Source organism: Amphritea opalescens (assembly GCF_003957515.1).
In the GTDB taxonomy this organism is placed as follows: Bacteria; Pseudomonadota; Gammaproteobacteria; order Pseudomonadales; family Balneatricaceae; genus Amphritea; species Amphritea opalescens.
In genome coordinates this window covers 202,568-224,711 of sequence record NZ_RQXW01000005.1, presented here as the reverse complement: position 1 = coordinate 224,711, position 22,144 = coordinate 202,568, and the positions used below count along the sequence as shown (strand labels likewise).

22 protein-coding genes are annotated in these 22,144 nt (G+C 48.9%); 9 read left to right on the top strand and 13 right to left on the bottom strand.

All coding sequences use genetic code 11. The annotated features are described in order from the left end of the window. Positions 1-10: 10 nt before the first annotated feature. The 4 genes from EH243_RS07625 to EH243_RS07610 form a co-directional block, all read right to left on the bottom strand. Complete coding sequence (locus EH243_RS07625) at positions 11-247, bottom strand: RNA-binding protein (protein WP_126158054.1); 237 nt, start codon at positions 245-247, stop codon at positions 11-13. 17 nt (positions 248-264) lie between these two features. Then, positions 265-969 (bottom strand): DnaA regulatory inactivator Hda, encoded by a 705-nt coding sequence (gene hda / locus EH243_RS07620; RefSeq protein WP_126158053.1) that lies wholly within the window; start codon positions 967-969, stop codon positions 265-267. Between the two features lie 182 nt (positions 970-1,151). Then, positions 1,152-2,204, bottom strand: a complete 1,053-nt coding sequence (locus EH243_RS07615; RefSeq protein ID WP_126158052.1) for an AI-2E family transporter — start codon at positions 2,202-2,204, stop codon at positions 1,152-1,154. Positions 2,205-2,271: 67 nt separating this feature from the next. Continuing rightward, positions 2,272-3,348, bottom strand: coding sequence for a DUF2066 domain-containing protein (locus tag EH243_RS07610; protein WP_126158051.1), 1,077 nt, complete (start codon positions 3,346-3,348; stop codon positions 2,272-2,274). 173 nt (positions 3,349-3,521) lie between these two features. Between EH243_RS07610 and purM the strand changes: the two genes are divergently transcribed. Genes purM through EH243_RS07585 form a run of 5 tightly spaced genes read left to right on the top strand, consistent with a single transcriptional unit; the run spans position 3,522 to position 6,602 of the window. Beyond that, positions 3,522-4,580 carry a phosphoribosylformylglycinamidine cyclo-ligase gene (gene purM, locus EH243_RS07605; protein WP_126158050.1) on the top strand — a complete coding sequence of 353 codons (1,059 nt, stop codon included), beginning with the start codon at positions 3,522-3,524 and terminating at the stop codon, positions 4,578-4,580. A 2-nt stretch (positions 4,581-4,582) separates the two neighbouring features. Beyond that, entirely contained in the window at positions 4,583-5,236 is a 654-nt protein-coding gene (purN, locus tag EH243_RS07600; protein ID WP_126158049.1) for a phosphoribosylglycinamide formyltransferase, read from the top strand. A gap of 3 nt (positions 5,237-5,239) precedes the next feature. Next, positions 5,240-5,944 (top strand): DUF3108 domain-containing protein, encoded by a 705-nt coding sequence (locus EH243_RS07595; protein ID WP_126158048.1) that lies wholly within the window; start codon positions 5,240-5,242, stop codon positions 5,942-5,944. After that, positions 5,944-6,210 carry a YfcL family protein gene (locus tag EH243_RS07590; protein WP_126158047.1) on the top strand — a complete coding sequence of 89 codons (267 nt, stop codon included), beginning with the start codon at positions 5,944-5,946 and terminating at the stop codon, positions 6,208-6,210. The genes EH243_RS07595 and EH243_RS07590 overlap by 1 nt, the downstream gene beginning before the upstream one ends. Next, positions 6,207-6,602 carry an immunity 22 family protein gene (locus EH243_RS07585; RefSeq protein ID WP_126158046.1) on the top strand — a complete coding sequence of 132 codons (396 nt, stop codon included), beginning with the start codon at positions 6,207-6,209 and terminating at the stop codon, positions 6,600-6,602. Before EH243_RS07590 ends, EH243_RS07585 begins: the two co-directional genes overlap by 4 nt. A gap of 105 nt (positions 6,603-6,707) precedes the next feature. Here EH243_RS07585 and EH243_RS07580 read toward each other — a convergent pair whose 3' ends face one another. Next, positions 6,708-7,013 (bottom strand): MGMT family protein, encoded by a 306-nt coding sequence (locus EH243_RS07580; protein ID WP_126158045.1) that lies wholly within the window; start codon positions 7,011-7,013, stop codon positions 6,708-6,710. A gap of 433 nt (positions 7,014-7,446) precedes the next feature. On the opposite strand from EH243_RS07580, the gene EH243_RS07575 reads away from it, so the two are divergent. The 4 genes from EH243_RS07575 to nhaA all read left to right on the top strand — a co-directional run bounded on the left by EH243_RS07575 (position 7,447) and on the right by nhaA (position 12,250). Next, the gene (locus EH243_RS07575) at positions 7,447-8,103 is read left to right on the top strand and encodes a DUF3047 domain-containing protein (protein WP_126158044.1); all 657 of its coding nucleotides are present in this window, start codon (positions 7,447-7,449) and stop codon (positions 8,101-8,103) included. Positions 8,104-8,210: 107 nt separating this feature from the next. Beyond that, the gene (locus EH243_RS07570) at positions 8,211-9,962 is read left to right on the top strand and encodes a DEAD/DEAH box helicase (protein ID WP_126158043.1); all 1,752 of its coding nucleotides are present in this window, start codon (positions 8,211-8,213) and stop codon (positions 9,960-9,962) included. 417 nt (positions 9,963-10,379) lie between these two features. Continuing rightward, entirely contained in the window at positions 10,380-10,766 is a 387-nt protein-coding gene (locus EH243_RS07565; RefSeq protein ID WP_126158042.1) for a hypothetical protein, read from the top strand. A gap of 95 nt (positions 10,767-10,861) precedes the next feature. After that, positions 10,862-12,250, top strand: a complete 1,389-nt coding sequence (gene nhaA / locus EH243_RS07560; protein WP_126158041.1) for a Na+/H+ antiporter NhaA — start codon at positions 10,862-10,864, stop codon at positions 12,248-12,250. Positions 12,251-12,418: 168 nt separating this feature from the next. Here the strand turns inward: nhaA and EH243_RS07555 are convergent, their stop codons facing one another. From EH243_RS07555 to EH243_RS07520, 8 genes are all read right to left on the bottom strand, one after another. Further along, positions 12,419-12,937, bottom strand: a complete 519-nt coding sequence (locus EH243_RS07555) for an MOSC domain-containing protein (RefSeq protein ID WP_126158040.1) — start codon at positions 12,935-12,937, stop codon at positions 12,419-12,421. Between the two features lie 5 nt (positions 12,938-12,942). Further along, a complete protein-coding gene (locus EH243_RS07550; protein WP_126158039.1) occupies positions 12,943-13,221 on the bottom strand; it encodes an HlyU family transcriptional regulator in 279 nt (92 codons plus the stop codon). A 153-nt stretch (positions 13,222-13,374) separates the two neighbouring features. Next, positions 13,375-14,250 (bottom strand): succinate--CoA ligase subunit alpha, encoded by an 876-nt coding sequence (gene sucD, locus EH243_RS07545; protein WP_126158038.1) that lies wholly within the window; start codon positions 14,248-14,250, stop codon positions 13,375-13,377. A gap of 2 nt (positions 14,251-14,252) precedes the next feature. Next, positions 14,253-15,419 carry an ADP-forming succinate--CoA ligase subunit beta gene (gene sucC, locus EH243_RS07540; RefSeq protein WP_126158037.1) on the bottom strand — a complete coding sequence of 389 codons (1,167 nt, stop codon included), beginning with the start codon at positions 15,417-15,419 and terminating at the stop codon, positions 14,253-14,255. 162 nt (positions 15,420-15,581) lie between these two features. Beyond that, positions 15,582-17,015 carry a dihydrolipoyl dehydrogenase gene (gene lpdA / locus EH243_RS07535; protein WP_126158036.1) on the bottom strand — a complete coding sequence of 478 codons (1,434 nt, stop codon included), beginning with the start codon at positions 17,013-17,015 and terminating at the stop codon, positions 15,582-15,584. 40 nt (positions 17,016-17,055) lie between these two features. Further along, the gene (gene odhB, locus EH243_RS07530; RefSeq protein ID WP_126158035.1) at positions 17,056-18,264 is read right to left on the bottom strand and encodes a 2-oxoglutarate dehydrogenase complex dihydrolipoyllysine-residue succinyltransferase; all 1,209 of its coding nucleotides are present in this window, start codon (positions 18,262-18,264) and stop codon (positions 17,056-17,058) included. Between the two features lie 48 nt (positions 18,265-18,312). Beyond that, positions 18,313-21,144, bottom strand: coding sequence for a 2-oxoglutarate dehydrogenase E1 component (locus EH243_RS07525; protein ID WP_126158034.1), 2,832 nt, complete (start codon positions 21,142-21,144; stop codon positions 18,313-18,315). A gap of 293 nt (positions 21,145-21,437) precedes the next feature. Beyond that, positions 21,438-22,142, bottom strand: coding sequence for a succinate dehydrogenase iron-sulfur subunit (locus tag EH243_RS07520; RefSeq protein ID WP_126158033.1), 705 nt, complete (start codon positions 22,140-22,142; stop codon positions 21,438-21,440). Between the last annotated feature and the right edge of the window lie 2 nt (positions 22,143-22,144).

Genomic DNA, 22,144 nt, shown 5'->3' with positions numbered 1-22,144 from the left:
GGTGTCCACATCAGAATAGTGACACAAAGGCCCGTAGCGAGTGACCATGCCAAAAGAGTCCGTTTAAGTGACGGGTAACCCAGTGGGCTTCGGCGTTCGTCCCCTCAACGGTCACTATGGCGACGGTCTGCTCAGGTAGATCACCTGGGATCAGATCCAATTCATCAACTTCGGTATAGTGCGCCAAAAGCGCTTGAAGCTCACTTTCAGTCACATCAGACGAAAAACCTGCCAGAATAATTTTCATAGTTACCCATCATAAGATCAGAGGCCAAGAACCTGCTTAACAAAGGGAATGGTCACTTTGCGTTTGGCGCTCAATGAAGCTGAATCAAGTCGATCTAACAGCTTAAACAGATCTGACATACTACGACTGGCCCGGTGGATAAGAAACCACGCAACCTCTTCACTGATCGTAAAACCACGCCCGCGGGCGCGTAATTGCAGGGCTTTCACCTTGCCATCATCATCAAGATTATGTACCTGAAACACCATCCCCCAGCTCAGGCGGGATGCTAGATCGGGAAGATTAAGATTTAACTGTCGCGGGGCGCGATCACCCGCCACCAGCAAACGATTGTTCTCAGCACGAATACGGTTGAAGAAGTGAAACACGCCCTCTTCCCAAGCTTTATTGCCCGCGATAATCTGAATATGGTCAATACAGACCAAATCTAGATGCTCCATCCCCTCAAGTATGCCCGGCCCCATATCCATTAACTCATCCAATGGCAGATACACCGCGGTGCGTCCAACGGGATCAGAGGCATGACAAACCGCCTGTAACAGGTGAGAGCAACCGCTATCGCTGTTACCCCAGATATAAAGATACTGCTCCCCTTCTCCTCGGGCAGCCTGATCTAGGGTACTGCAAAGCAATTCATTCCCCTGACAAAGGAAATTTTCAAATCGGGCATCATCCCTTAAGGTGATTCCTAGAGGGATCTGAAACGGCTCAGGACTACTCATCTATATCAATATTTATTGGCCGGCAGTTAGCTACAGGGCCTTTCTCACGTTTAAAATTGTGGGTTTCCCAAGCTGTATCGCAGCAACACATTTTATACCTATCATTGCTAGCAGCTTAGTATTCTGTGCTCATTAGGGCAGAGCGCTAAACCTCAAATCTCGTTGTTCAATCCATCAACCGCTCAACAGTCATAAAGTTTACTACTTTTATAACCTTGATGCAGGTGACGAAGGAGCACCATAATAACCGCCGCAACGGGAAGTGCAATCAAAATCCCAACAAAACCGAATAGCTGGCCGCCGGCCATAATGGCAAAAATAACAGCGACGGGATGTAAGCCAATACGATCGCCTACCAACAGGGGCGTCAGGACCATACCTTCCAATGCTTGACCGATGGCAAACACCACACCGACCCAAGCAAGCATAGTCAAATCATTAAACTGCAACATCGCCGCAACACCTGCGGCAACGATACCCACAATAAACCCCATATAAGGCACAATACTGGCCAAACCGGCCAACATGCCCACGAGCAAAGCCAGGTCTAATCCGACCGTCCAAAGCCCCAGCGAGTAGATAATCCCAAGCGCCAGCATGACTAACAACTGCCCTTTAATAAAAGCACCCAGCACTTCATCACACTCATTCGCCCAAAGCGTGACCTTTTTTTCTAAATTACGCGGTAATAGGTAGCCAATTTTACCCATCATGACATCCCAGTCACGCAGCAAATAAAACATAACCACGGGAATCAATACTAAATTCGCTACCCAAGCGGCCAGCGCCAAACCCGACTCACCGACGCTACTAAAGATATTTTTCACCAAACTACCGGTCTGCTGCCAGTGCCCGCTCATCAGTGCCTGCACACTCTGAAGATCGAAGCCCTCCAATGAAATACCCGTATTCGATTCCAACCAAGGTATCCAGACGGTCTGTATCATGGCGAAGACCTGCGGCACCAGCTTAATCATCACCTGCAACTGATAGCCCAACTTGGGCAGCAACCAGATCACCAATAACAGCAACACCGTGGTCATCACCAAAAACACAACAACCACCGATAACGTACGACTCAGCCCTCGTGCTTCGAGCCTATCAGCCATAGGGTCAGCTAAATAAGCTAACAAGGCCGCCACCACAAAGGGCGATAAGATAGGTTGCAATAAATAAAGTAGCAGGGCTACCACCACCGCAAGGATGAGAAAAAACCAACGTTGTGAATCACTCATATACAGTCCCTTTCAAACCCAACGAAGAATTGACACCCTATTGAGAGGCGAGCAACCCTATTGATCACTATTCCTGCCAGCGATAAGAATAAACCGTTTCAGCACCGCCGGCATTTAGCCTTGGCGCCGGTGACATCCGTGGATTCAAGCGAACCGCTTGATCCAACGCCTGCACACCGCCCTGAATTTCAACCCGCAATAATACTCGATCAGCCTCGATAGCACTGACTCGCACCGCATCAACCGGCTGCAACGTCGCTAGATAGTCTGACAATTGCAGATAATCGCTGACACCACCTATATTAGTGACCTCAAGCAGCAAACCCGTTTCTATATAATTAAACTGAGCCGTGCCTAGCGAGCCGAGAACCGTATCCGCCGACTCGTTAATAACCTGTTGCAGCTGCTCCGATAGCGCACCGCTAGGCTTCATTGCGTGAGCGTTTCCCTGCTGTAACAACAACCATTCGGTTTGCCAGCCACCGCTACTGCTTTGTATCAATCGACCAAGCAAAATCGCATCCGGTTGATAACGCTGTGACGCCTGCTGCACCGGCTCACGAAAAAAGCCCCACAAATCACTCACATCCAAAGCGGTTTGATCATTCAAATCCAGCAGGGGCACATCCAGAGGCACTCCACGCACTTGAGCTTGGGCGACCAACTCTGCATATATTTGACTTTCCGGCGCCACATAATCTCGAGCCGTATTACCGCGCTGTTGTGCTAACCACACCAGCAATGCTGGACGCGCATGACCAACCGCCTTTAGCCCCGCTTGTTGCAACAACCGTTTAATCAGCACCGGATCAAACTCCAGCAATAGCCGTTGCCCCAACACTTCACGCCCATCGCCAGCGGATATCGGCGTTTGAGTTGCCTGATAGCTAAATTGGTTCAACCAAGCCGAGGGTTGTTGCAAAGCCTTCATTACCGACGGCTTATTAATCACGTTGCTGCGCCCAGACACCTTAATCAATACCGCTTGCAAGCCCTGCGTCAGTTGCTCATTCGAGGGCTCGGGCAACTGTTCAGGCACTAACATTTCAGTGCTGTACAGCCCGTTCACCATAGCCGCCTGACTGAGAGAGCATAGGCTGACTAACATCATCACCAATAGGCTGTTATAAAGCTTGCGTATCATGATTGTGGTTAAACTCCGTTTTCCTGCCTAGCCGCCATGAATGGCAGCCTAAAAAAAGTGACTTTTTAAGCGGCATAAACTTTAACACACAATAGCCCCCTCACCATCAACCTGATAGAATACGCGTCAAATTTTTTCAATCAGTAATCAGCCCGAACAGGTTCATACAAACTATGTCTGCAACTGACCATAACACTCCTATCAGCTACAAAGACGCCGGTGTCGATATCGATGCCGGAAACGCACTGGTTGATCGTATCAAAGGCGTTGCAAAACGCACCGCCCGTCCCGAAGTTATGGGTGGCCTAGGCGGCTTCGGTGCCCTATGCGAAATCCCAGAAGGTTACAAAAAACCTGTTCTGGTATCCGGTACCGACGGTGTAGGCACTAAGTTGCGCCTAGCTATGGAGCTGAAAAAACACGATACCATCGGCATCGATCTCGTCGCCATGTGCGTCAACGATCTCATCGTTGCGGGTGCTGAACCTCTGTTCTTCCTTGATTACTATGCCACCGGCAAACTAAACATCGATATCGCAGCGGATGTTGTTACCGGTATTGGCGCAGGTTGTGAGTTAGCCGGTGCGGCGCTAGTCGGCGGCGAAACCGCTGAAATGCCCGGCATGTATGAGGGTGAAGATTACGACTTAGCCGGCTTCTGTGTTGGCGTTGTCGAAAAAGATGACATTATTGACGGCTCTAAGGTCAGTGTCGGCGACAAACTCATCGCCCTGCCTTCCTCCGGCCCACACTCTAACGGCTATTCGCTGATCCGCAAGATCATCGAAGTCCGAGGCGCTGATCTGAGCGGTACTGTCGATGGCAAACCATTGACCGAAGCGCTGCTAGAACCCACCCGCATCTATGTTAAACCCGTTCTAGAGCTGATCAAAAACAGCCAAGTGAATGCACTATCCCATATTACCGGTGGTGGCTTGCTGGAAAACATTCCACGTGTATTGCCAAAAAATGCTAAAGCGATCATTGATATCAATAGCTGGCAGATGCCTGAAGTCTTCCGTTGGATTCAAAAGCTAGGCAATGTTGATGCCCGTGAGATGTACCGCACCCTTAACTGCGGTATCGGCATGGTTATCTGCGTACCGGCTGACACCGCCGACAACGCGCTGAAAATCCTGACCGATGCCGGCGAAGCACCGTTTATCGTGGGTGAAATTGCCTCCGCTATCGACGGCGAAGAACAGGTAGATTTACAGGGCTTGGAGGCCTAATAATGGCTGAAAAAAGCATTGTTGTTTTGATCTCCGGCAGTGGTTCAAACCTGCAGGCGATCATCGATGCGATTGCGAGCGGCCAGATTAATGGCCGCATCGCTGCAGTACTCAGCAATAAAACAGGTGTCTTTGGCCTAGAGCGTGCCCGCGCAGCCGGTATTCCCCAAATCGTTATCAACCATAATGATTATGACAGCCGGGAACACTTCGATACAGCCATGATCGAGGCTATCGATACCTACACCCCAGACTTAATCGTACTGGCAGGCTTTATGCGCATCCTCTCCGCCGAGTTTGTGCGCCACTATCAAGGTCGGATGCTTAACATTCATCCCTCTTTACTGCCCAAGTACAAAGGACTTCATACACATCAGCGGGCACTCGATGCCGGTGATGCCCAGCACGGCTGTACGGTGCACTTTGTCACCGAAGAGCTCGATGGCGGCCCCTTAGCCATTCAAGCACCGCTGGATATCCTCCCAACGGATAATGCTGACAGCTTGCAACAGCGCATTCACCACGCTGAACACAACATTTATCCGCTAGCGGTTGAATGGTTTTGTGCAGATCGCCTAGCACTCTCGGTTTCAGGCTCGGTTCAGCTCGACGGCTCTATCCTGCAACCTGAAGGATATCAATTCATTCAGGAGTAACCGATGCGACTTAGCACCCTACTTATCTCGACACTTTTGCTAGCTTGTACATTACCAACACAGGCTTCTGAGATACTCAAACCCTACAAAGCGATTTATAAAGCACAGTGGGATGTAGGCATCTCATTTGGCGGCGATGCCATCAGTGAATTAACACGTACTGGCGATCGCTGGAAACGCTCCCTTCGCGCCACTGCACTGATCGCCAAAGTCGACGAATTCACCGAGTTTACGCTTCAGGGGCAAAACGTTCTGCCACAACATTATGAATATCATCGCAAGGTGATCGGTAATAATAAAAATGCAGTACTGCAATTCAACTGGAACACCGGCAGCGTACTCAACGACATCGCCAAAAAGCCCTGGACCATGGACATCCTCCCTGGCACACAGGACAAACTCAGCTATCAGATACAGATGCGCCTCGATCTTGCGGCTGGTAAAACAGAGCTGTCCTACCAAGTCGCCGACGGCGGAAAAACCAAAACCTATCCGTTTATTATTGTCGGCAAAGAAAACGTCACAACCGGCATCGGCTCCTTTGAGGCGATCAAAATTCAACGAGACCGAGGCCCCGACAGCAACCGCGAAACCTTCCTGTGGTGCGCGCCAGAGCTCGGCTATATGGTTGTAAAACTGCAACAGGTCGAAAAGAGCGGCAAAAAATACAGCTTACTCATCGACAAACTGGAATTTATGGAACCCTGATGACCGCATACGAACAACAGGCTGAATCAATGTACAACCAGCTGATCGCAATGGAAACCGACGCCGAACCCAATCAGCTGTTTCTTTGTAGCTATCTACTGGGGCACATCAGCCTCGTAAGTGCTGAGCAAGGCGACACCGCACTGCAGTTCAGACAACAACTGGAACACAGTTTAGAATCCGCTTTTAAAGTAGACCAACTCAGCGAGCAGGATATCAACGATATTCGCTCACTCTGGCAGCAACTCAGTGAGACAGCGGCATGAATTTTGAAAAAGAAGGCATTGTGTCAGTCTGGTATTCAACCACCGACTATTCCAGCATTCCTGACAGCTATTTCGAAGAGGATGAACAGGGGCTGGACCGCTGGGCGAAAAACTTTGAAATTACCGAATATAACCCTGAAAACATGGAAACCAACGGTTGCGAGCAAGGCTTAGCCCCAATCCGCGACATTGTCGCTCCCTGCTCTTGGTCATACTCCTATGGCGAAGCCATCATTAAAAAGATTGAGAAGCTCGGTGATAAACAGGCCAGCTGGTTAATACTGGTGTTTGATTTTGAGTATCGCGCCAAAAAGACCCACATCTTTGAAGATGAGTATGTCCATTTTGTCGGCTGCTTTCCCTATGATATGGAAGCAGGCAACCTAGAATAACTGCCGCCCCCATCAACAAAGAGCGACAAATCAAGGATCAGGGCGACCAGAAAGCGGGCCCCTGATCCTGACCTCAAGCACAAGTCCAAACCCAAGCCAATTCAGTCATAAACGAAACTTTGCCAGACTTATTCGGCCATTCATCACCGCAATGTCTTCCTCCTGTAACAACGCGACCTGCCTTAAATAGCCATCACTCCCAACAGGCAAAGAGATTCTCCCGCTGGCATTAACCACCCGAAACCAGGGTAACTTAGTGTCACGAGGCAACTGACTAAGACATCGACCAACCATTCGAGCCGCCCCAGGCAGCCCCGCCAGATGAGCCACCTGCCCATAGGTCGCCACCTTCCCTTGCGGAATCGAAGCAATGACCTGCCAAATCACTTCATAGGCTGGATTCTGTGTCACATTACCCCCTAAATTAAAGCTAAAATCATCGAAAAGACACACATAGAGTGATATTCGGCACCCACATACCGACACCCATATAACCGACAACCGCACAGGCAGAAGCCTGAGCCCAGCTGCTTATCATAAGATACCTGAAGGTGACACGCAGCAAAAAATCCGCAGAAAAGCCAGAAGAACAGCTAGAAGAAAAAAAGGAGCCTGGAATAACCCAGACTCCTTAAAGAGCAAAATAAAAACGATGATGAGTTGCCATCTAGGGGAATAGACCAACAACTCTTCTGCTCGTCGTGACAGACCAATGCAAACCTTCGACTGGATATGAATAGCAACCCGTCGTTAATTTTTCAGAGCCTAACCAGAAGGGGAAATAGGCACTAAACTCTGATACATTGGCCCTAAACACCTCTTTAGCATAGACGAAAGCCATACAATGAAACAGAAATTGTCCATTTTTTACTCAACAGTCTATGCATTTTGTCTATTACTACTACTATCAACAACCAGTCGAGCCTCAACATCACTCATTCCTGACGTTGATCAGCAAGGCATTAAGCAGTGGGAAAGCGAAAATTTTGTCGATGAAACCCAATACCGCATCATCAACGAAGCCAATAACGAGATATTAGAAGCACGCGCCGTTGGCTCAGCATCTGGGCTCTTTTACAAAAAGAAACTCCCCATCAACGCCGACACACGGCTCGGCTGGCGCTGGAAAGTCAGTACCATCTGGCCCGGGGCGATTGAAACCAGCAAAGCAGGCGATGACTTCCCCGTTCGCATATACATCGTTGTCTCTGACGGCCCTTTTTTCTGGCAAAAGCGCACCTTGGTATATGTCTGGTCAAACAATACAGCGATCGATACCCGCTGGGACAATCCCTTCACCAGCAGAGCGAAAATGTGGGCTGTCGATAGTGGCATCGATTTAATCGGCCAGTGGACCCAACACAACCGCACCATACAGGCCGACCTGAAAACCGCTTTTGGCACAACTTACTCAGAGATCGAAGCCGTTGCGATTATGACGGATAGCGATAATGGGGGCGCCAGCTTCCTCAGCTGGTACGACGACATACAACTTAACTGAGCAAACACAGCCACTCTGAACCCCCACAATAAAAAAACGGGCATTTATTTAACAACAAGCGTATAATACTGCGTTTTACAATTCCATTCCTTCCGGTACCTTCAAATATGTCAGACACACAAGTCGCATTCAGCGACCTTGATCTCCCCTCTTCCGTTCTTAAATCCATCACAGAGCTTGGCTATGAAACACCATCACCAATTCAAGCAGCTTGTATCCCGTTATTGTTGAACGGGCAGGATGTTCTGGGGATGGCACAAACAGGTACCGGTAAAACCGCTGCTTTTGCTTTACCTCTGTTGAGCCGTATCGACCTGAAACTGAACAAGCCTCAGGTTTTGGTACTCGCTCCGACGCGCGAACTCGCCGTTCAGGTAGCTGAAGCGTTTCAAGCTTATGCACGTCACGTACCCGGCTTTCACGTATTGCCAATCTACGGCGGCCAAAGCTATACCCTGCAGTTAAAACAACTGCGTCGTGGCCCACATGTCGTTGTAGGCACACCGGGTCGCGTCATGGACCACTTGAACCGTGGCACACTAAAGCTTGACGAACTCAAAGCAATGGTGCTTGACGAAGCCGACGAAATGCTACGTATGGGCTTCATCGATGATGTTGAAACCATCATGGCTAAAACGCCAGCCGAACGTCAGACTGCCCTGTTCTCTGCTACCATGCCTGAGCAGATCCGTCGGATCACTAAGCGTTATATGCGCGATCCGCAAGAGGTCAAGATTGCCTCTAAAACATCCACCATGGAAAACATCGACCAGCGCTGCTGGATCGTTTCTGGTGTAAACAAGCTTGACGCGTTGGTGCGTATTCTGGAAACAGAAGATTGTGGCGGCATCATCATCTTTGCCCGCACCAAAACGGCCACCACAGAAATTGCTGAAAAACTTGAAGCCCGTGGCTATTCTGCCGCAGCACTTAACGGCGACATGAACCAGCAACTACGTGAACGCACCGTACAACGCCTGAAAGACGCCAAACTTGATATTGTTGTTGCAACCGATGTTGCCGCACGGGGTCTTGATGTTGAGCGTGTCGGTATGGTTATCAACTATGATATCCCTTATGACACCGAAGCTTACGTTCACCGTATCGGCCGTACCGGTCGTGCAGGACGTGATGGCAAGGCGATTCTATTTGTTGCACCACGCGAACGTCGCCTGCTGAAACAGATCGAACAAGCAACACGCCAGCCAATCAAGCAGATGGACCTTCCTTCACGGGATATGGTACAGAGCAAACGTCTTGAATCTTTCCGCGAACAGATCACGACTATCTTCAATGACGAAGATATGAGCACTTACCGCGAACTGATTGACCAGCTAGCTACTGAAACTAAACTCGAAACCCTCGATTTAGCGTCAGCACTGCTATTTATGGCGCAGAAAGAGAAACCATTGATTCTGCCTCCTGAGCCAGAACCCCGTGCCCGCCGCGAACGCGATAACGATCGTGACCGCGATGGTGATAAAGGCGCTAAACGCGAACGCATTAACTATGCAGATCTCGACGTGTACCGCCTTGAAGTCGGCCGTAACGACGGCATCCAGGTTAAAAACATCGTCGGTGCTATCGCCAACGAAGCCGATATTAACAGCCGTCATATCGGTGATATCCGCTTATTTGATGATTACAGTACCGTACAACTGCCGAAAGGAATGCCTACTGAGGTTCTACAGCAGCTGAAGGGTGTCTTTATCTGTCGTAAGAAGATCGATATCAGCCTGATGGAAGGTGAAATTGCTCGCCCAGCCCCACGCAAACCTCGGGGTGAATTCAAAGGCAAAGGCCGCGGCACAAACGACCGTGGTGCGCCGCGCAAGCCGCGTCCAAGTCGTGATAGCTAAGCGCACTTAAGCAGCATCATAAGAGAGAGCCTTCCGGCTCTCTTTTTTTGTCTAAAATAAAGGCATTCAGCACCAATATGAGGCTGATCAGCACAACAACAAGACGTCACCAAGGTATTGAAGTGTAACCAATAACAATCAAGTCAAGCATCCGCCATCTAACGCATGATTCAGTTGCAACAGCGCGCCACCCTCTGCTAATCTCTAGCTTAATAAAGCACAATAATCGATTATCAATCATGCGACAGACACAGGAAATTCAACTATCCGTATCAACCAACAGGGCAACAAACGCGGTCATGTCATCTTCCCTACCACACATCTGTGCTCTAATGCTTTTTACACTCAAAAGCTGACGCACCAACTTTCACCCCTAGGCAATCCCGAACAGACAATTGTAATTTAAGGAAACCCATCATGAAAAAAACTATGACTTTCGTTTTCGCAATGACCTTTATGACTGTTCCCACTGCGTTTGCCGAGCAACATAACCACGACATCTCTGCAGAATACATTGCAGGCTTTCTCGCCGGCGCCAACTTAACCGATGGTGCGATTATTAAAAATATCAACTCAGGCAATGAAAGCGATTTTATACAGCGCGCCTACCGCACACGTTTGGGCAAGAAACACCCCGACTCGCAAGCGACCTATCTCGCAGGCTTTTGTCTCCCTAAAGACATCGATGACGAAACCGTCGTTAGCAATGTCAGCGAAGCCTTAGAAAGCAGAACCTATCCCGAAACGATGCAGCGCGACGCGATTGTCTATAACACCATTAAATCACTCTACCCTTGCGAGTAATCGCTTCACACCCATCCATAGATAGAACAACAGATTACTTATGTTTATGATAGCAACACGATTCAATAGCCGATTACAGAAATCAGGAGTCACCAATGAGACGTAAAAGTAAGGCTGCAGGTAAAGTGTATACCGCACCCTGGGAAAAAGCTTTCGCGACTATTCTGACCCCTCTCGAGGAGTTTATTCATCGCCAAACAACCAGTGGTATCTTGCTGATGCTGTTTGCGGTGGTCGCACTTATTATTGCCAACACACAACTCAATGAGAGTTACCATCACATACTGCAAACCCACTTCGTTATCGGCTTCGAAGGCTTCCAACTATCCAAAACACTGCACCACTGGATCAATGATGGTTTGATGGCCCTGTTCTTTCTCGTCGTGGGCCTCGAGCTTAAGCGGGAACTACTGGTGGGCGAACTGGCTAATGTTAAGCAAGCCTCCCTGCCCATCATTGCCGCCGTCGGCGGTATGCTCATGCCCGCGCTGATCTACGCGGCTATCAATCCTGAAGGTCATACCCTGGACGGCTGGGGCATCCCTATGGCGACCGATATCGCCTTCGCCCTTGGCGCGTTAGCACTGCTTGGCAACCGCATACCACAAAACCTGCTGATGTTTCTGGTGGCCCTAGCGATTGTCGATGACCTTGGTGCTGTGGTGGTGATTGCTGTCTTTTATACTGAGACAATCAACCTATCGGCACTACTGACCGCTGGTTTTACGATCTTGATCTTGATTGGCCTCAACCTCGGAGGCGTCAGGCGTATCATGCCTTACTCCCTGATTGGCGTTATTCTCTGGATCGCAATGCTAAAAAGCGGCGTACACGCGACGCTTGCCGGTGTCTTACTCGCCTTTACCATCCCGATGAAACCTAAGTATGATCCGAAACGCTTTCTCACTCTCGTCAACGAGAGTGCCGCTCATATTAAAAGCATCTTTGGACAAAACGATAACATCATCCTCAATGACGCATTAAGATCACGCGTTCGCGCGCTTGGCCAAGGGGTATACAAAGTTCAAGCACCCGCCCAGGTACTCGAACATAAGCTTCACCTACCCTCGGCTTACCTGATTATTCCTATCTTTGCCTTAGCCAATGCGGGCGTACCCATTAACTGGGCTGAATTTGGCGAAGTGATCTCACATCCGGTGACTGTCGGTATCGGCGCGGGTCTCATCTTTGGTAAATTGATCGGTATTGCGGGCTTTACTTGGCTGGCGGTTAAATTCGGTGTGAGTTCATTGCCTAAAGGTTTAAATTTCAACCATATTATCGGCGTCGCCTTTATGGGTGGTATCGGTTTTACCATGTCGATATTTATCGCAGAGCTAGGCTTTGCCCAATACCCATCCGATCTATTAATGGCAAAAACCGGCATCCTGTTTGCTTCACTGATCTCCGGCCTCATCGGCTTTGCCTGGCTTTACTTTAAAACCATAAAACCTGCAAAAACCGAGGATACTGAGCAACACTAAGGCGCTTTATCAACGAGCCTCAACAGGGCCAATACCTGCTTGAGGCTCATTATCTGCATGACCGCCAACTCGCTTATTACTGCCCCTTCACCTCATCAAAGCAAAGCTCTGCCCATCAACGATTATCGACTTAGTCGCTCTCTTGACGACTAAAGAGTAAGCCTTAAGTTAATACACCGACAAGCCGCTCTCAGTAACCTCTAACGGTATTAACGGATCACCTAGCTGCACAGGTCCTGATTGCAGAATGCGCGCACAGAGCCCGCCATAGCCTAACATCGCGGCTGCACCGCCCTGCCCTAGCGCTTGATTCATCCGCACACAGGGGTGACATAATGCCGTTGCTTCGAATATCGCACCACCAATACTAAATGTTTGATGCCGCAGCGCATTGAGATTGATACCACTGACAACCATATTACGTCGTAGCAAACTTGGATCTATCTGCCTGATACCCGTATAGGTTTCAATCAAACCGATGAACTCACTGGAGATCAGTGTGACCTGCCGCGCAGAACCTGGCGTTTTGGCACACCGATGATCACCTTCAAGACCTAAACCTGCAAGCGCCTGTGCAGCGTCAACCACAAGCATCGTCTGCTTACGCCCCGGCCGTAGGCCGATCCATTCAAGCCTGCCAGGTTTAAGATCTTTTCCATAGCGAGCAAACAGCTGTTTTTGCGTCATGGCGACTAAAAGATCCCATCACCCTGCTGATCAATCATCTGTTTCGCTTTACGCACCATCTCTGCAGCACAGCTATCACTCGAGGGCAGCATATCAGCCCGAATAAACCGATGGCTCTGCTCACCCTTACTGATTACCCCATTAACACGATAGCCGCCATCTTCCTGCACAGGCGCCGGCGTAATCGTGAAGCCTTGATACTCTTCTGATGGCAACTCTTGAGGCTCTTCCGGCTTTTTATCCGCCGCACCAAAAACCGATTTGATAGTAGAAAACAGACTCATAACAACTCCTTTAATAGATCAAACCAGAATACCTGCAGATAAGAATCAAACGCAATCAACAGGCACAAAAAAACCGCCAATAGGCGGTTTTTCTAACATCGAGTCGTTAACAAGTAGCCAAGCACTCATAACAACTCGAAAAACGCTGTGCGTTTATTTCCAGCCAGTTACTTCACGCAGACCGTCAGCGATCTGAGCAAGGGAACGAACGGTTTTAACACCAGCAGCTTCCAGAGCAGCAAACTTCTCGTCTGCTGTACCTTTACCACCAGAGATGATCGCGCCAGCATGACCCATACGCTTACCAGCAGGTGCAGTAACACCAGCGATGTAAGAAACAACAGGCTTAGTTACGTTAGCTTTGATGTAAGCTGCCGCTTCTTCTTCAGCAGAACCACCGATCTCACCGATCATAACAATCGCTTCAGTCTGTGGATCGTTCTGGAACAGTTCCAGAATATCGATGAAGTTAGAGCCTGGGATTGGGTCACCACCAATACCGACACAGGTAGACTGACCGAAGCCAGCATCTGTAGTCTGCTTAACCGCTTCATAAGTCAGGGTACCGGAACGTGAAACGATTCCGACCTTACCTGGCAGATGAATGTGGCCTGGCATGATACCAATCTTACACTCTCCCGGCGTGATAACACCCGGGCAGTTTGGTCCGATCAGACGAACACCTAGATTGTCACATACCACTTTACATTCCAGCATATCAAGAACTGGGATGTGCTCAGTGATACAAACGATCAGCTTGATGCCGCTGTTAGCCGCTTCAAGGATAGAATCCTTACAGAAAGCAGCAGGTACGTAGATAACAGACGCTTCAGCACCCGTTACTTCAACCGCTTCGGCAACCGTATTAAATACAGGCAGACCTAAATGCTCAGTACCGCCTTTACCCGGTGTAACACCACCGACCATTTTAGTACCGTAAGCAATCGCTTGTTCAGAGTGGAAGGTACCCTGACCACCAGTGAAACCTTGACAGATTACTTTGGTGTCTTTATTAATCAGAACGGACATTGTTATTTACCCTCCGCTGCTTTAACGGCTTGCTCAGCGGCATCTGTCAGGCTAGTCGCGGCAATGATAGCCAGACCAGACTCAGACAGTAGCTTAGAACCAAGCTCTGCATTGTTACCTTCCAGACGTACAACTACTGGTACTTTTACGCCTACTTCCTTCACTGCGCCGATAATACCTTCAGCAATCAGATCGCAACGTACGATACCGCCAAAGATGTTAACCAGAACGGCTTTAACCTTAGAATCTTCAAGAATAATCTTGAAAGCTTCGGTAACACGCTCTTTAGTTGCGCCGCCACCAACGTCCAGGAAGTTAGCCGGAAATCCGCCGAACAAAGAAACGATATCCATCGTACCCATTGCCAAGCCAGCACCGTTAACCATACAACCGATGGTACCATCCAGCGCTACGTAGTTAAGTTCCCACTGAGCCGCGCGTGCTTCACGCTCGTCTTCTTGTGAAGGATCTTGCATCGCTTGCAGATCTTTATGACGGTAAACAGAGTTACCATCAATCGCTACTTTAGCATCCAAGCAGTGCAGGTTGCCTTCGGTAGTAATAACCAGCGGGTTGATTTCAAGCAGAGCCAGATCTTTCTCTTTGAACATCTTAGCCAGGCCCAGGAAAATCTGGGTAAACTGCTTAATCTGAACACCTTCAAGACCCAGTTTGAATGCCAATTCACGCGCCTGGTATGGCTGTGCACCGGTCACTGGATCAATCGTGGCTTTAAGGATTTTATCTGGTGTTTCTTCCGCAACCTTCTCGATCTCAACACCACCTTCAGTTGAGGCCATGAAGACGATACGACGAGATGAACGATCAACAACCGCACCCAGATACAGCTCATTAGCAATATCAGTGCAGTCTTCAACCAGAATTTTGGAAACAGGCTGACCATTAGCGTCAGTTTGGTAGGTTACCAGGTTTTTACCCAGCCACTTAGCAGCGAATTCTTGTGCTTCAGCAGGAGAGTTGATCAGCTTTACGCCGCCAGCCTTACCGCGGCCACCTGCGTGAACCTGCGTTTTAACTACCCACTTATCACCGCCAATTTTCTCAGCAGCTGCCGCAGCAGCTTCTGGAGTATCTACCGCGATTCCTTTTGAAACCGGCAGACCATATTCGGCAAACAGCTGTTTACCTTGGTACTCATGAAGATTCATGCTCTAATCCGTCGTCTATTTCACACTTATCTAGGAACCTGCCAAAAGATAGGAGAGTGTATCTTTTCGCAGCCCAATTGTATCAGGTGATGAAAAACCCACCTTCGACAATAATCGGCCGGGAAGAACCCGGCCGAAATTTAAAATCTTATTGTACAGCTATTAACGCTTTTTGCGATTAGCCATATGGATAGCATGACCATCAACAGCCAAGGCTGCTTCATGAATCGCTTCCGATACCGTTGGGTGCGCAAAAACAGTTAACTGTAAGTCTTCAGCAGTTGAACCGAATTCCATCGCAATCGCCGCTTGGGCAATCAACTCAGACGCCATACCACCGACGATATGCACACCCAGAATACGATCGGTTGCTTCATCGGCAATCATCTTCACGAAACCATCGGTATCATCGGCAGCCATCGCACGACCAGAAGCAGCAAATGGGAATTTACCCACTTTAATGGCAACGCCAGCCGCTTTAAGTTCTTGCTCAGTCTTACCAACCCACGCCAGTTCAGGGTGAGTGTAGATGATGCTAGGAATAACATCGTAATTCATCTGCGCATGATGTCCGGCGATAATATCTGCCACCATGATGCCTTCTTCAGATGCTTTATGGGCCAACATAGGGCCACGTACAGAGTCACCAACCGCATATACACCCGGTGCTTCGGTACGGCACTGACCATCAACGAAAATAAAGCCGCGCTCATCCAGCTTAACGCCAGAATCATCTGCTAGCAGACCTTTAGTCAATGGACGACGGCCAACAGCAACGATCAGCTTATCAACAACCAGCTCTTTCTCGCCTTCAGCATCGGTATACTTCAGGGTAACTTCTTGGCCATTGACCTCAGTACCAGTACAGCGTGCGCCCAGCTTGATATCTAGATTCTGCTTCTTGAAGACTTTCGCGGCTTCTTTCGCAACGTCTTTATCAGCCATTCCCAGGAATTCATCCATCGCTTCGAGTACGGTCACTTCAGTACCCAGACGCGCCCAGACAGAACCCATCTCAAGACCGATAACACCCGCACCGATCACACCCAAACGCTTAGGTGTTTCGTCGATGTTCAACGCACCAACGTTATCCAGGATCAGACCTTCCGTCAGCGGTGCTGGCGGAATTTCTACAGGGACAGAACCGGATGCCAAAATAACGTTTTCAGCCGCATAAACGGTCTCAACGCCATCAGCTGCAGTTACCTGAACCTGTTTATTGGCTAGCAACTTACCCATACCCTGGATAACAGTCACACCGTTTGCCTTAAACAAACCGGAAACACCCATGGTCAGGTTGCTAACGATTTTATTCTTACGGGCAACCATTTTCTTAACATCCATGGTGATATCACCCGTTTGGATGCCATGCACGTCCGCGTGCTGAGTCTTATGGAACTGGTGTGTTGACTCAAGCAATGCTTTAGAAGGGATACAACCCACGTTGAGACAAGTACCTCCTAATACTGGAGCCCCTTTGTCATCAATCCATTTTTCAACACATGCAGTTTTCAAACCTAATTGTGCAGCACGGATAGCAGCTACATATCCGCCAGGGCCTGCACCAATAACAATTACGTCAAATTTATCAGACATCTCTTTCCTACCTATCGATTCGTTCTATTAATGGACTAGATTAAACTTCCAACAACATACGTGCTGGATCTTCTAGAAGGTCTTTAATAGTCACGAGAAATTGTACTGCTTCCTTACCATCAATCATACGATGGTCGTAAGACAGCGCCAGATACATCATAGGTAGAATTTCAACCTGTCCATTAACCGCCATTGGACGATCTTGGATTTTGTGCATACCCATGATAGCTGTTTGTGGTGGATTCAAGATTGGAGTCGACATAAGCGAACCAAATACACCACCATTAGTAATAGTGAATGTACCGCCCTGCATATCATCAAGACCCAACTTGCCATCACGACCACGTTTACCAAAATCGGCAATCGTTGATTCAACATCGGCCAGTGTCATCGCATCAGTATCACGCAGAACCGGTACCATCAAACCACGCTCAGTCGATACCGCAACACCGATATCTTGATAACCGTGATATACCATGTCGTTACCATCGATCGATGCGTTAACGGCAGGGAAACGTTTCAGCGCTTCAGTCGCAGCTTTAACGAAGAAAGACATAAAGCCTAAACGAGTACCGTTATGGGTCTTCTCGAACAGATCTTTGTACTGTTTACGCAGTTCCATGATCGGCTTCATGTTCACTTCGTTGTAAGTTGTCAGCATCGCAGCGCTTTGCTGCGCTTCAACCAAACGCTTGGCGATAGTCGCACGCAGACGTGTCATTGGAACACGCTTCTCGACTCGCTCACCGCTAACGATATTCAATGCGGCTGCATTATCAACTTTAACCGGTGCAGCAGGTGCGGCAGCAGGTTTAGTTTTCAGGAAGTTAACCACATCTTCCTTAGTGATACCGCCATTTTTGCCAGTACCTGGGATCTGGTTTGCATCCAGACCATTTTCTTCGATCAGTTTGCGTGCGGCTGGACCGACTTTTTCAGCATCCGTCGAAGCAGAAGCATCCGCAGAGGCTGCAGGTGCTTCAGCGGCCGCTGGTGCAGCAGACGCCGCAGCACCCGCTTCAAAAATAGCCAGTACTTCTTCACTCAGTACCGTATCGCCTTCACCTTTAAGGATCTCTTTAAGCACACCATCTGTTGGTGCGACGACTTCCAATACAACTTTATCGGTTTCAATATCAACGATCAGCTCATCGGTGGCACAAGCCTCACCTGGTTGTTTGTGCCAGGTCGCTACAGTACCGTCGGCTACGGATTCAGGGAAGGTCGGCGTTTTGATTTCGATTGACATGTCTTTTCCTTTCTCAGTGCTACATAACAGGCTTTTTTGTCTGGCCTGTTAGCCATTGATTGCTTCGTTAACCAGTTTTTCCTGCTGTTCAAGGTGTACAGAAATGTAACCTACGGCAGGAGCTGCGGCATGTGGACGACCCACACCTTCCATATTAATCTTGTCGTTGTGACGAGCCAGTGCATGGCGCATATGATGCTGCGAACAATACCATGCTCCCTGATTCATTGGCTCTTCCTGACACCAAACGGCAGATTCAAGGTTAGTGTACTGCTTGATCGCATCATACATCTGATCTTCTGGGAACGGATAAAGCTGCTCAATACGAATAATGGCAACATCATCTTTTTCCAGCTCAGCACGGCGATTATAGAGATCGTAATAGACCTTACCGCTACAGAGTACAAGGCGTTTAACCTTCTTAGGATCCATTGTGTCGGTTTCAGCAATAACCGGATAGAACGCCCCATCGGACAACTCTTCCAAGCTGGAAACCGCCTGTTTATGACGCAACAAACTCTTCGGCGTCATGACCACCAACGGCTTACGCAGCGGGCGAACAATCTGACGACGTAATAGATGGAACATCTGCGCCGGCGTCGTTGGAACACACACCTGAATATTGTGTTCTGCACACAACTGTAGGTAACGTTCCAAACGTGCTGACGAGTGCTCAGGGCCCTGCCCTTCGAAGCCATGAGGCAACAGCATGGTCAAACCACACAGGCGCGCCCACTTATGCTCACCACTAGTAATGAACTGATCGATAACAACCTGCGCACCGTTGGCAAAATCACCAAACTGAGCTTCCCAAATAACCAAGGCATTCGGCATGGTAGTTGAGTAACCATACTCAAAAGCCAGCACCGCTTCCTCAGAAAGGAATGAGTCGTGCAGAGTCAGTACCGGTTGATCAGCAGCAATGTTTTTCAGTGGTTCATACACGTCACCATTACGTTGATCATGCAATACCGCGTGACGGTGAGAGAAGGTACCACGTCCAACATCCTGACCGGTCAAACGAACAGGGAAGCCTTCAGCCAAGATAGTGGCATAAGCCAATGATTCAGCCATACCCCAGTTAAGTTGCATCGCACCGACCGCCATACGTTTGCGGTCATCATAGATTTTTTGCACTTGACGCTGAACCTGGAAGCCTTCAGGCACTTCACAGATTTTAGTACCCAGCTCTTGCAACAGTTTGTTATCAACGCGGGTATCGCAATCAAATGACCACTGGTGTCCTAAGTAAGGCGTCCAATCAACGAATAGCTCTTGGTTAGGTTCCAATACCAAGGAATGGGTTACATGCTTACCCTCTTCCAGATCTTTACGGTAATCTAGCTCTAGCTGTTTACTTTGTTCAGCAGTCAGCAGGCCTTCAGAGATCAACTGCTGCGCATAGAGCTCACGGGTCGATTTCTGCAATTTGATCTGTTTATACATCAATGGCTGCGTGCCTGACGGCTCATCCGCTTCGTTATGACCACGACGGCGATAACAGACCAGATCGATGACAACGTCTTTCTTAAACTCAGTCCGATAATCAACGGCTAGCTGCGTAACAAAACGTACGGCTTCAGGGTCATCACCATTTACATGGAAGATTGGTGCCTGAACCATTTTCGCGATATCAGTACAGTATTCAGTTGAACGGGAGTCTTCTTGTTTATTGGTGGTAAAACCAACTTGGTTATTTACCACGAGGTGAATCGTACCACCGGTTTTATAAGCACGGGTCTGAGACATTTGGAACGTCTCCATCACCACACCCTGACCCGCAAACGCTTGGTCACCGTGAATGTTCACCGGCACAACCGTAGTACCAACCGCATCTTCACGACGATCTTGACGGGCACGTACCGAGCCTTCAACTACCGGCGAAGAGATCTCTAGGTGGGATGGGTTAAACGCCATCGCTAGGTGAACTTCACCACCACCGGTCATCACATTCGATGAGAAGCCTTGGTGATACTTAACATCACCCGATGTTTCCAGCGTTTTCTTGCCTTCGAACTCACCGAACAACTCAGTTGGGCTCTTACCGAAAATATTCACTAGGGTATTCAAACGCCCCCGGTGAGCCATGCCGATCACAACTTCACGGGCACCCTGTTTTCCGGCACGCTGAATCAATGTATTCAGTGAAACGATCAGGGATTCACCACCTTCAAGACCGAAACGTTTAGCCCCCGCAAAGCGAGATCCTAAATATTTTTCGAGGCCTTCAGCGGCAGTGAGTCGTTCAAGCACCATCATCTTTCTATCGGCATCCACCGATGGATGAGAGCGAACAGGCTCTAAGCGTGATTGAATCCAGCGTTTTTCCTGAGTATCAACAATATGCATATACTCAGCACCCACTGTTGTACAGTAGGTCTTCTTGAGATCATCAAGGATCTCTTTAAGCGTCGCCTCTTCACCACCAAAAAACAGTGAACCTGTTTGGAAGGTCGTATCGAAATCAGCTTCAGACAGCTCATGAAAACGCGGATCAAGATCCGGCACCGGCTCGCGCTTGCTTAGGTCTAACGGATCGATATCCGCCGCCTGATGGCCACGCACCCGGTAAGCATTAATCATCCGCAATACACGGATCTGCTTCTGCTCATGATCAGAACTATTACCGCTACCATTGGCAGCCGCGCTATGACGCTGATGTTGAGATAAATAGAGGAAATGATCCCGAACCGGAGAATGAGGAACATCCTGGGTCAGGTTGTCGCCGACTTTGGGGAGTCGATCAAATTCGTCACGCCATTCCTGAGGAATCGCGTTGGGGTCCATCAGATAGGATTCATATAGCTGCTCAATGTAAGATAGGTTGCCACCGTATAGATGGGCATTCTTCCACATCAGCTCCATTATGCCTTCTTGCATTCTTGATCACCCTGGCTCAGGGGTACTTTGGAAGCACAGGTGCACCACGTCCTGTCCAACTGGCCTTTTAGGCCGTCCCCTGCTTAGTTACCGTTTATTATGTCTCACGTATATGCCCTGTTAAAGGTACAACGCATACCGGACGTGATTCTACGCTTTTTAACGCTTAGTTCATATATCAATGCAGAGGGAATTCTAAAAACTTTCCAACTAAACAGATATAAGCCTTTTGCCTTAGACTCAAAAAAACCTCAAAAAAAAGCGGCTCCCACTGGGAGCCGCCTTTTTGACAATCAGGTCGCTTGTGCAAGCAACATGTTACGGATCTTACCGATTGCCTTGGTCGGGTTGAGTCCCTTAGGACAAACCGCAACACAGTTCATGATGCTATGGCAGCGGAACACACTGAATGGGTCATCCAATTCAGCCAATCGTTGCTCCGTTGCCGTATCACGGCTATCTGCCAAGAAGCGATAAGCCTGGAGCAAACCAGACGGACCGATAAACTTGTCAGGGTTCCACCAGAAAGATGGACACGCCGTAGAACAGCAGGCACACAGAATACATTCATACAGACCATCTATCTCAGCACGCTCTTCTGGCGACTGAAGACGCTCGATAGCCGGCGGCGGCGTATCGTTGAGCAGGAATGGTTTGATCTTTTCGTATTGCGTGTAGAACTGAGTCATATCGACAACAAGGTCACGAATAACCGGAAGACCCGGCAACGGACGCAACACTAACTTGTCACTTTCAACAACATCAGATAAAGGCGTGATACATGCCAGACCATTAAGGCCGTTCATGTTCATACCATCTGAGCCACAAACACCTTCACGACATGAACGACGATATCCTAACGTCGGATCTTTGTCTTTCAGCAGTTGTAGCAGATCCAGTACCATGATGTCCTTACCACCTGGGATATCAATATGGATATCCTGCATGTAAGGCGCATCATCAATCTCAGGATTATAGCGATATACACTTACCAGCATCG

Excerpts from the sequence above, each read along its gene's own strand:
- EH243_RS07615 (WP_126158052.1), bottom strand. The coding sequence starts at position 2,204 with ATGAGTGATTCACAACGTTGGTTTTTTCTCATCCTTGCGGTGGTGGTA.
- hda (WP_126158053.1), bottom strand. The coding sequence starts at position 969 with ATGAGTAGTCCTGAGCCGTTTCAGATCCCTCTAGGAATCACCTTAAGG.
- EH243_RS07550 (WP_126158039.1), bottom strand. The coding sequence starts at position 13,221 with ATGAGTCTGTTTTCTACTATCAAATCGGTTTTTGGTGCGGCGGATAAA.
- purM (WP_126158050.1), top strand. The coding sequence starts at position 3,522 with ATGTCTGCAACTGACCATAACACTCCTATCAGCTACAAAGACGCCGGT.
- EH243_RS07585 (WP_126158046.1), top strand. The coding sequence starts at position 6,207 with ATGAATTTTGAAAAAGAAGGCATTGTGTCAGTCTGGTATTCAACCACC.
- EH243_RS07570 (WP_126158043.1), top strand. The coding sequence starts at position 8,211 with ATGTCAGACACACAAGTCGCATTCAGCGACCTTGATCTCCCCTCTTCC.
- EH243_RS07520 (WP_126158033.1), bottom strand. The coding sequence starts at position 22,142 with ATGCTGGTAAGTGTATATCGCTATAATCCTGAGATTGATGATGCGCCT.
- nhaA (WP_126158041.1), top strand. The coding sequence starts at position 10,862 with ATGAGACGTAAAAGTAAGGCTGCAGGTAAAGTGTATACCGCACCCTGG.
- EH243_RS07525 (WP_126158034.1), bottom strand. The coding sequence starts at position 21,144 with ATGCAAGAAGGCATAATGGAGCTGATGTGGAAGAATGCCCATCTATAC.
- sucC (WP_126158037.1), bottom strand. The coding sequence starts at position 15,419 with ATGAATCTTCATGAGTACCAAGGTAAACAGCTGTTTGCCGAATATGGT.
- EH243_RS07610 (WP_126158051.1), bottom strand. The coding sequence starts at position 3,348 with ATGATACGCAAGCTTTATAACAGCCTATTGGTGATGATGTTAGTCAGC.
- odhB (WP_126158035.1), bottom strand. The coding sequence starts at position 18,264 with ATGTCAATCGAAATCAAAACGCCGACCTTCCCTGAATCCGTAGCCGAC.
- lpdA (WP_126158036.1), bottom strand. The coding sequence starts at position 17,015 with ATGTCTGATAAATTTGACGTAATTGTTATTGGTGCAGGCCCTGGCGGA.
- EH243_RS07625 (WP_126158054.1), bottom strand. The coding sequence starts at position 247 with ATGAAAATTATTCTGGCAGGTTTTTCGTCTGATGTGACTGAAAGTGAG.
- sucD (WP_126158038.1), bottom strand. The coding sequence starts at position 14,250 with ATGTCCGTTCTGATTAATAAAGACACCAAAGTAATCTGTCAAGGTTTC.
- EH243_RS07590 (WP_126158047.1), top strand. The coding sequence starts at position 5,944 with ATGACCGCATACGAACAACAGGCTGAATCAATGTACAACCAGCTGATC.
- EH243_RS07575 (WP_126158044.1), top strand. The coding sequence starts at position 7,447 with ATGAAACAGAAATTGTCCATTTTTTACTCAACAGTCTATGCATTTTGT.
- purN (WP_126158049.1), top strand. The coding sequence starts at position 4,583 with ATGGCTGAAAAAAGCATTGTTGTTTTGATCTCCGGCAGTGGTTCAAAC.
- EH243_RS07595 (WP_126158048.1), top strand. The coding sequence starts at position 5,240 with ATGCGACTTAGCACCCTACTTATCTCGACACTTTTGCTAGCTTGTACA.
- EH243_RS07565 (WP_126158042.1), top strand. The coding sequence starts at position 10,380 with ATGAAAAAAACTATGACTTTCGTTTTCGCAATGACCTTTATGACTGTT.
- EH243_RS07555 (WP_126158040.1), bottom strand. The coding sequence starts at position 12,937 with ATGACGCAAAAACAGCTGTTTGCTCGCTATGGAAAAGATCTTAAACCT.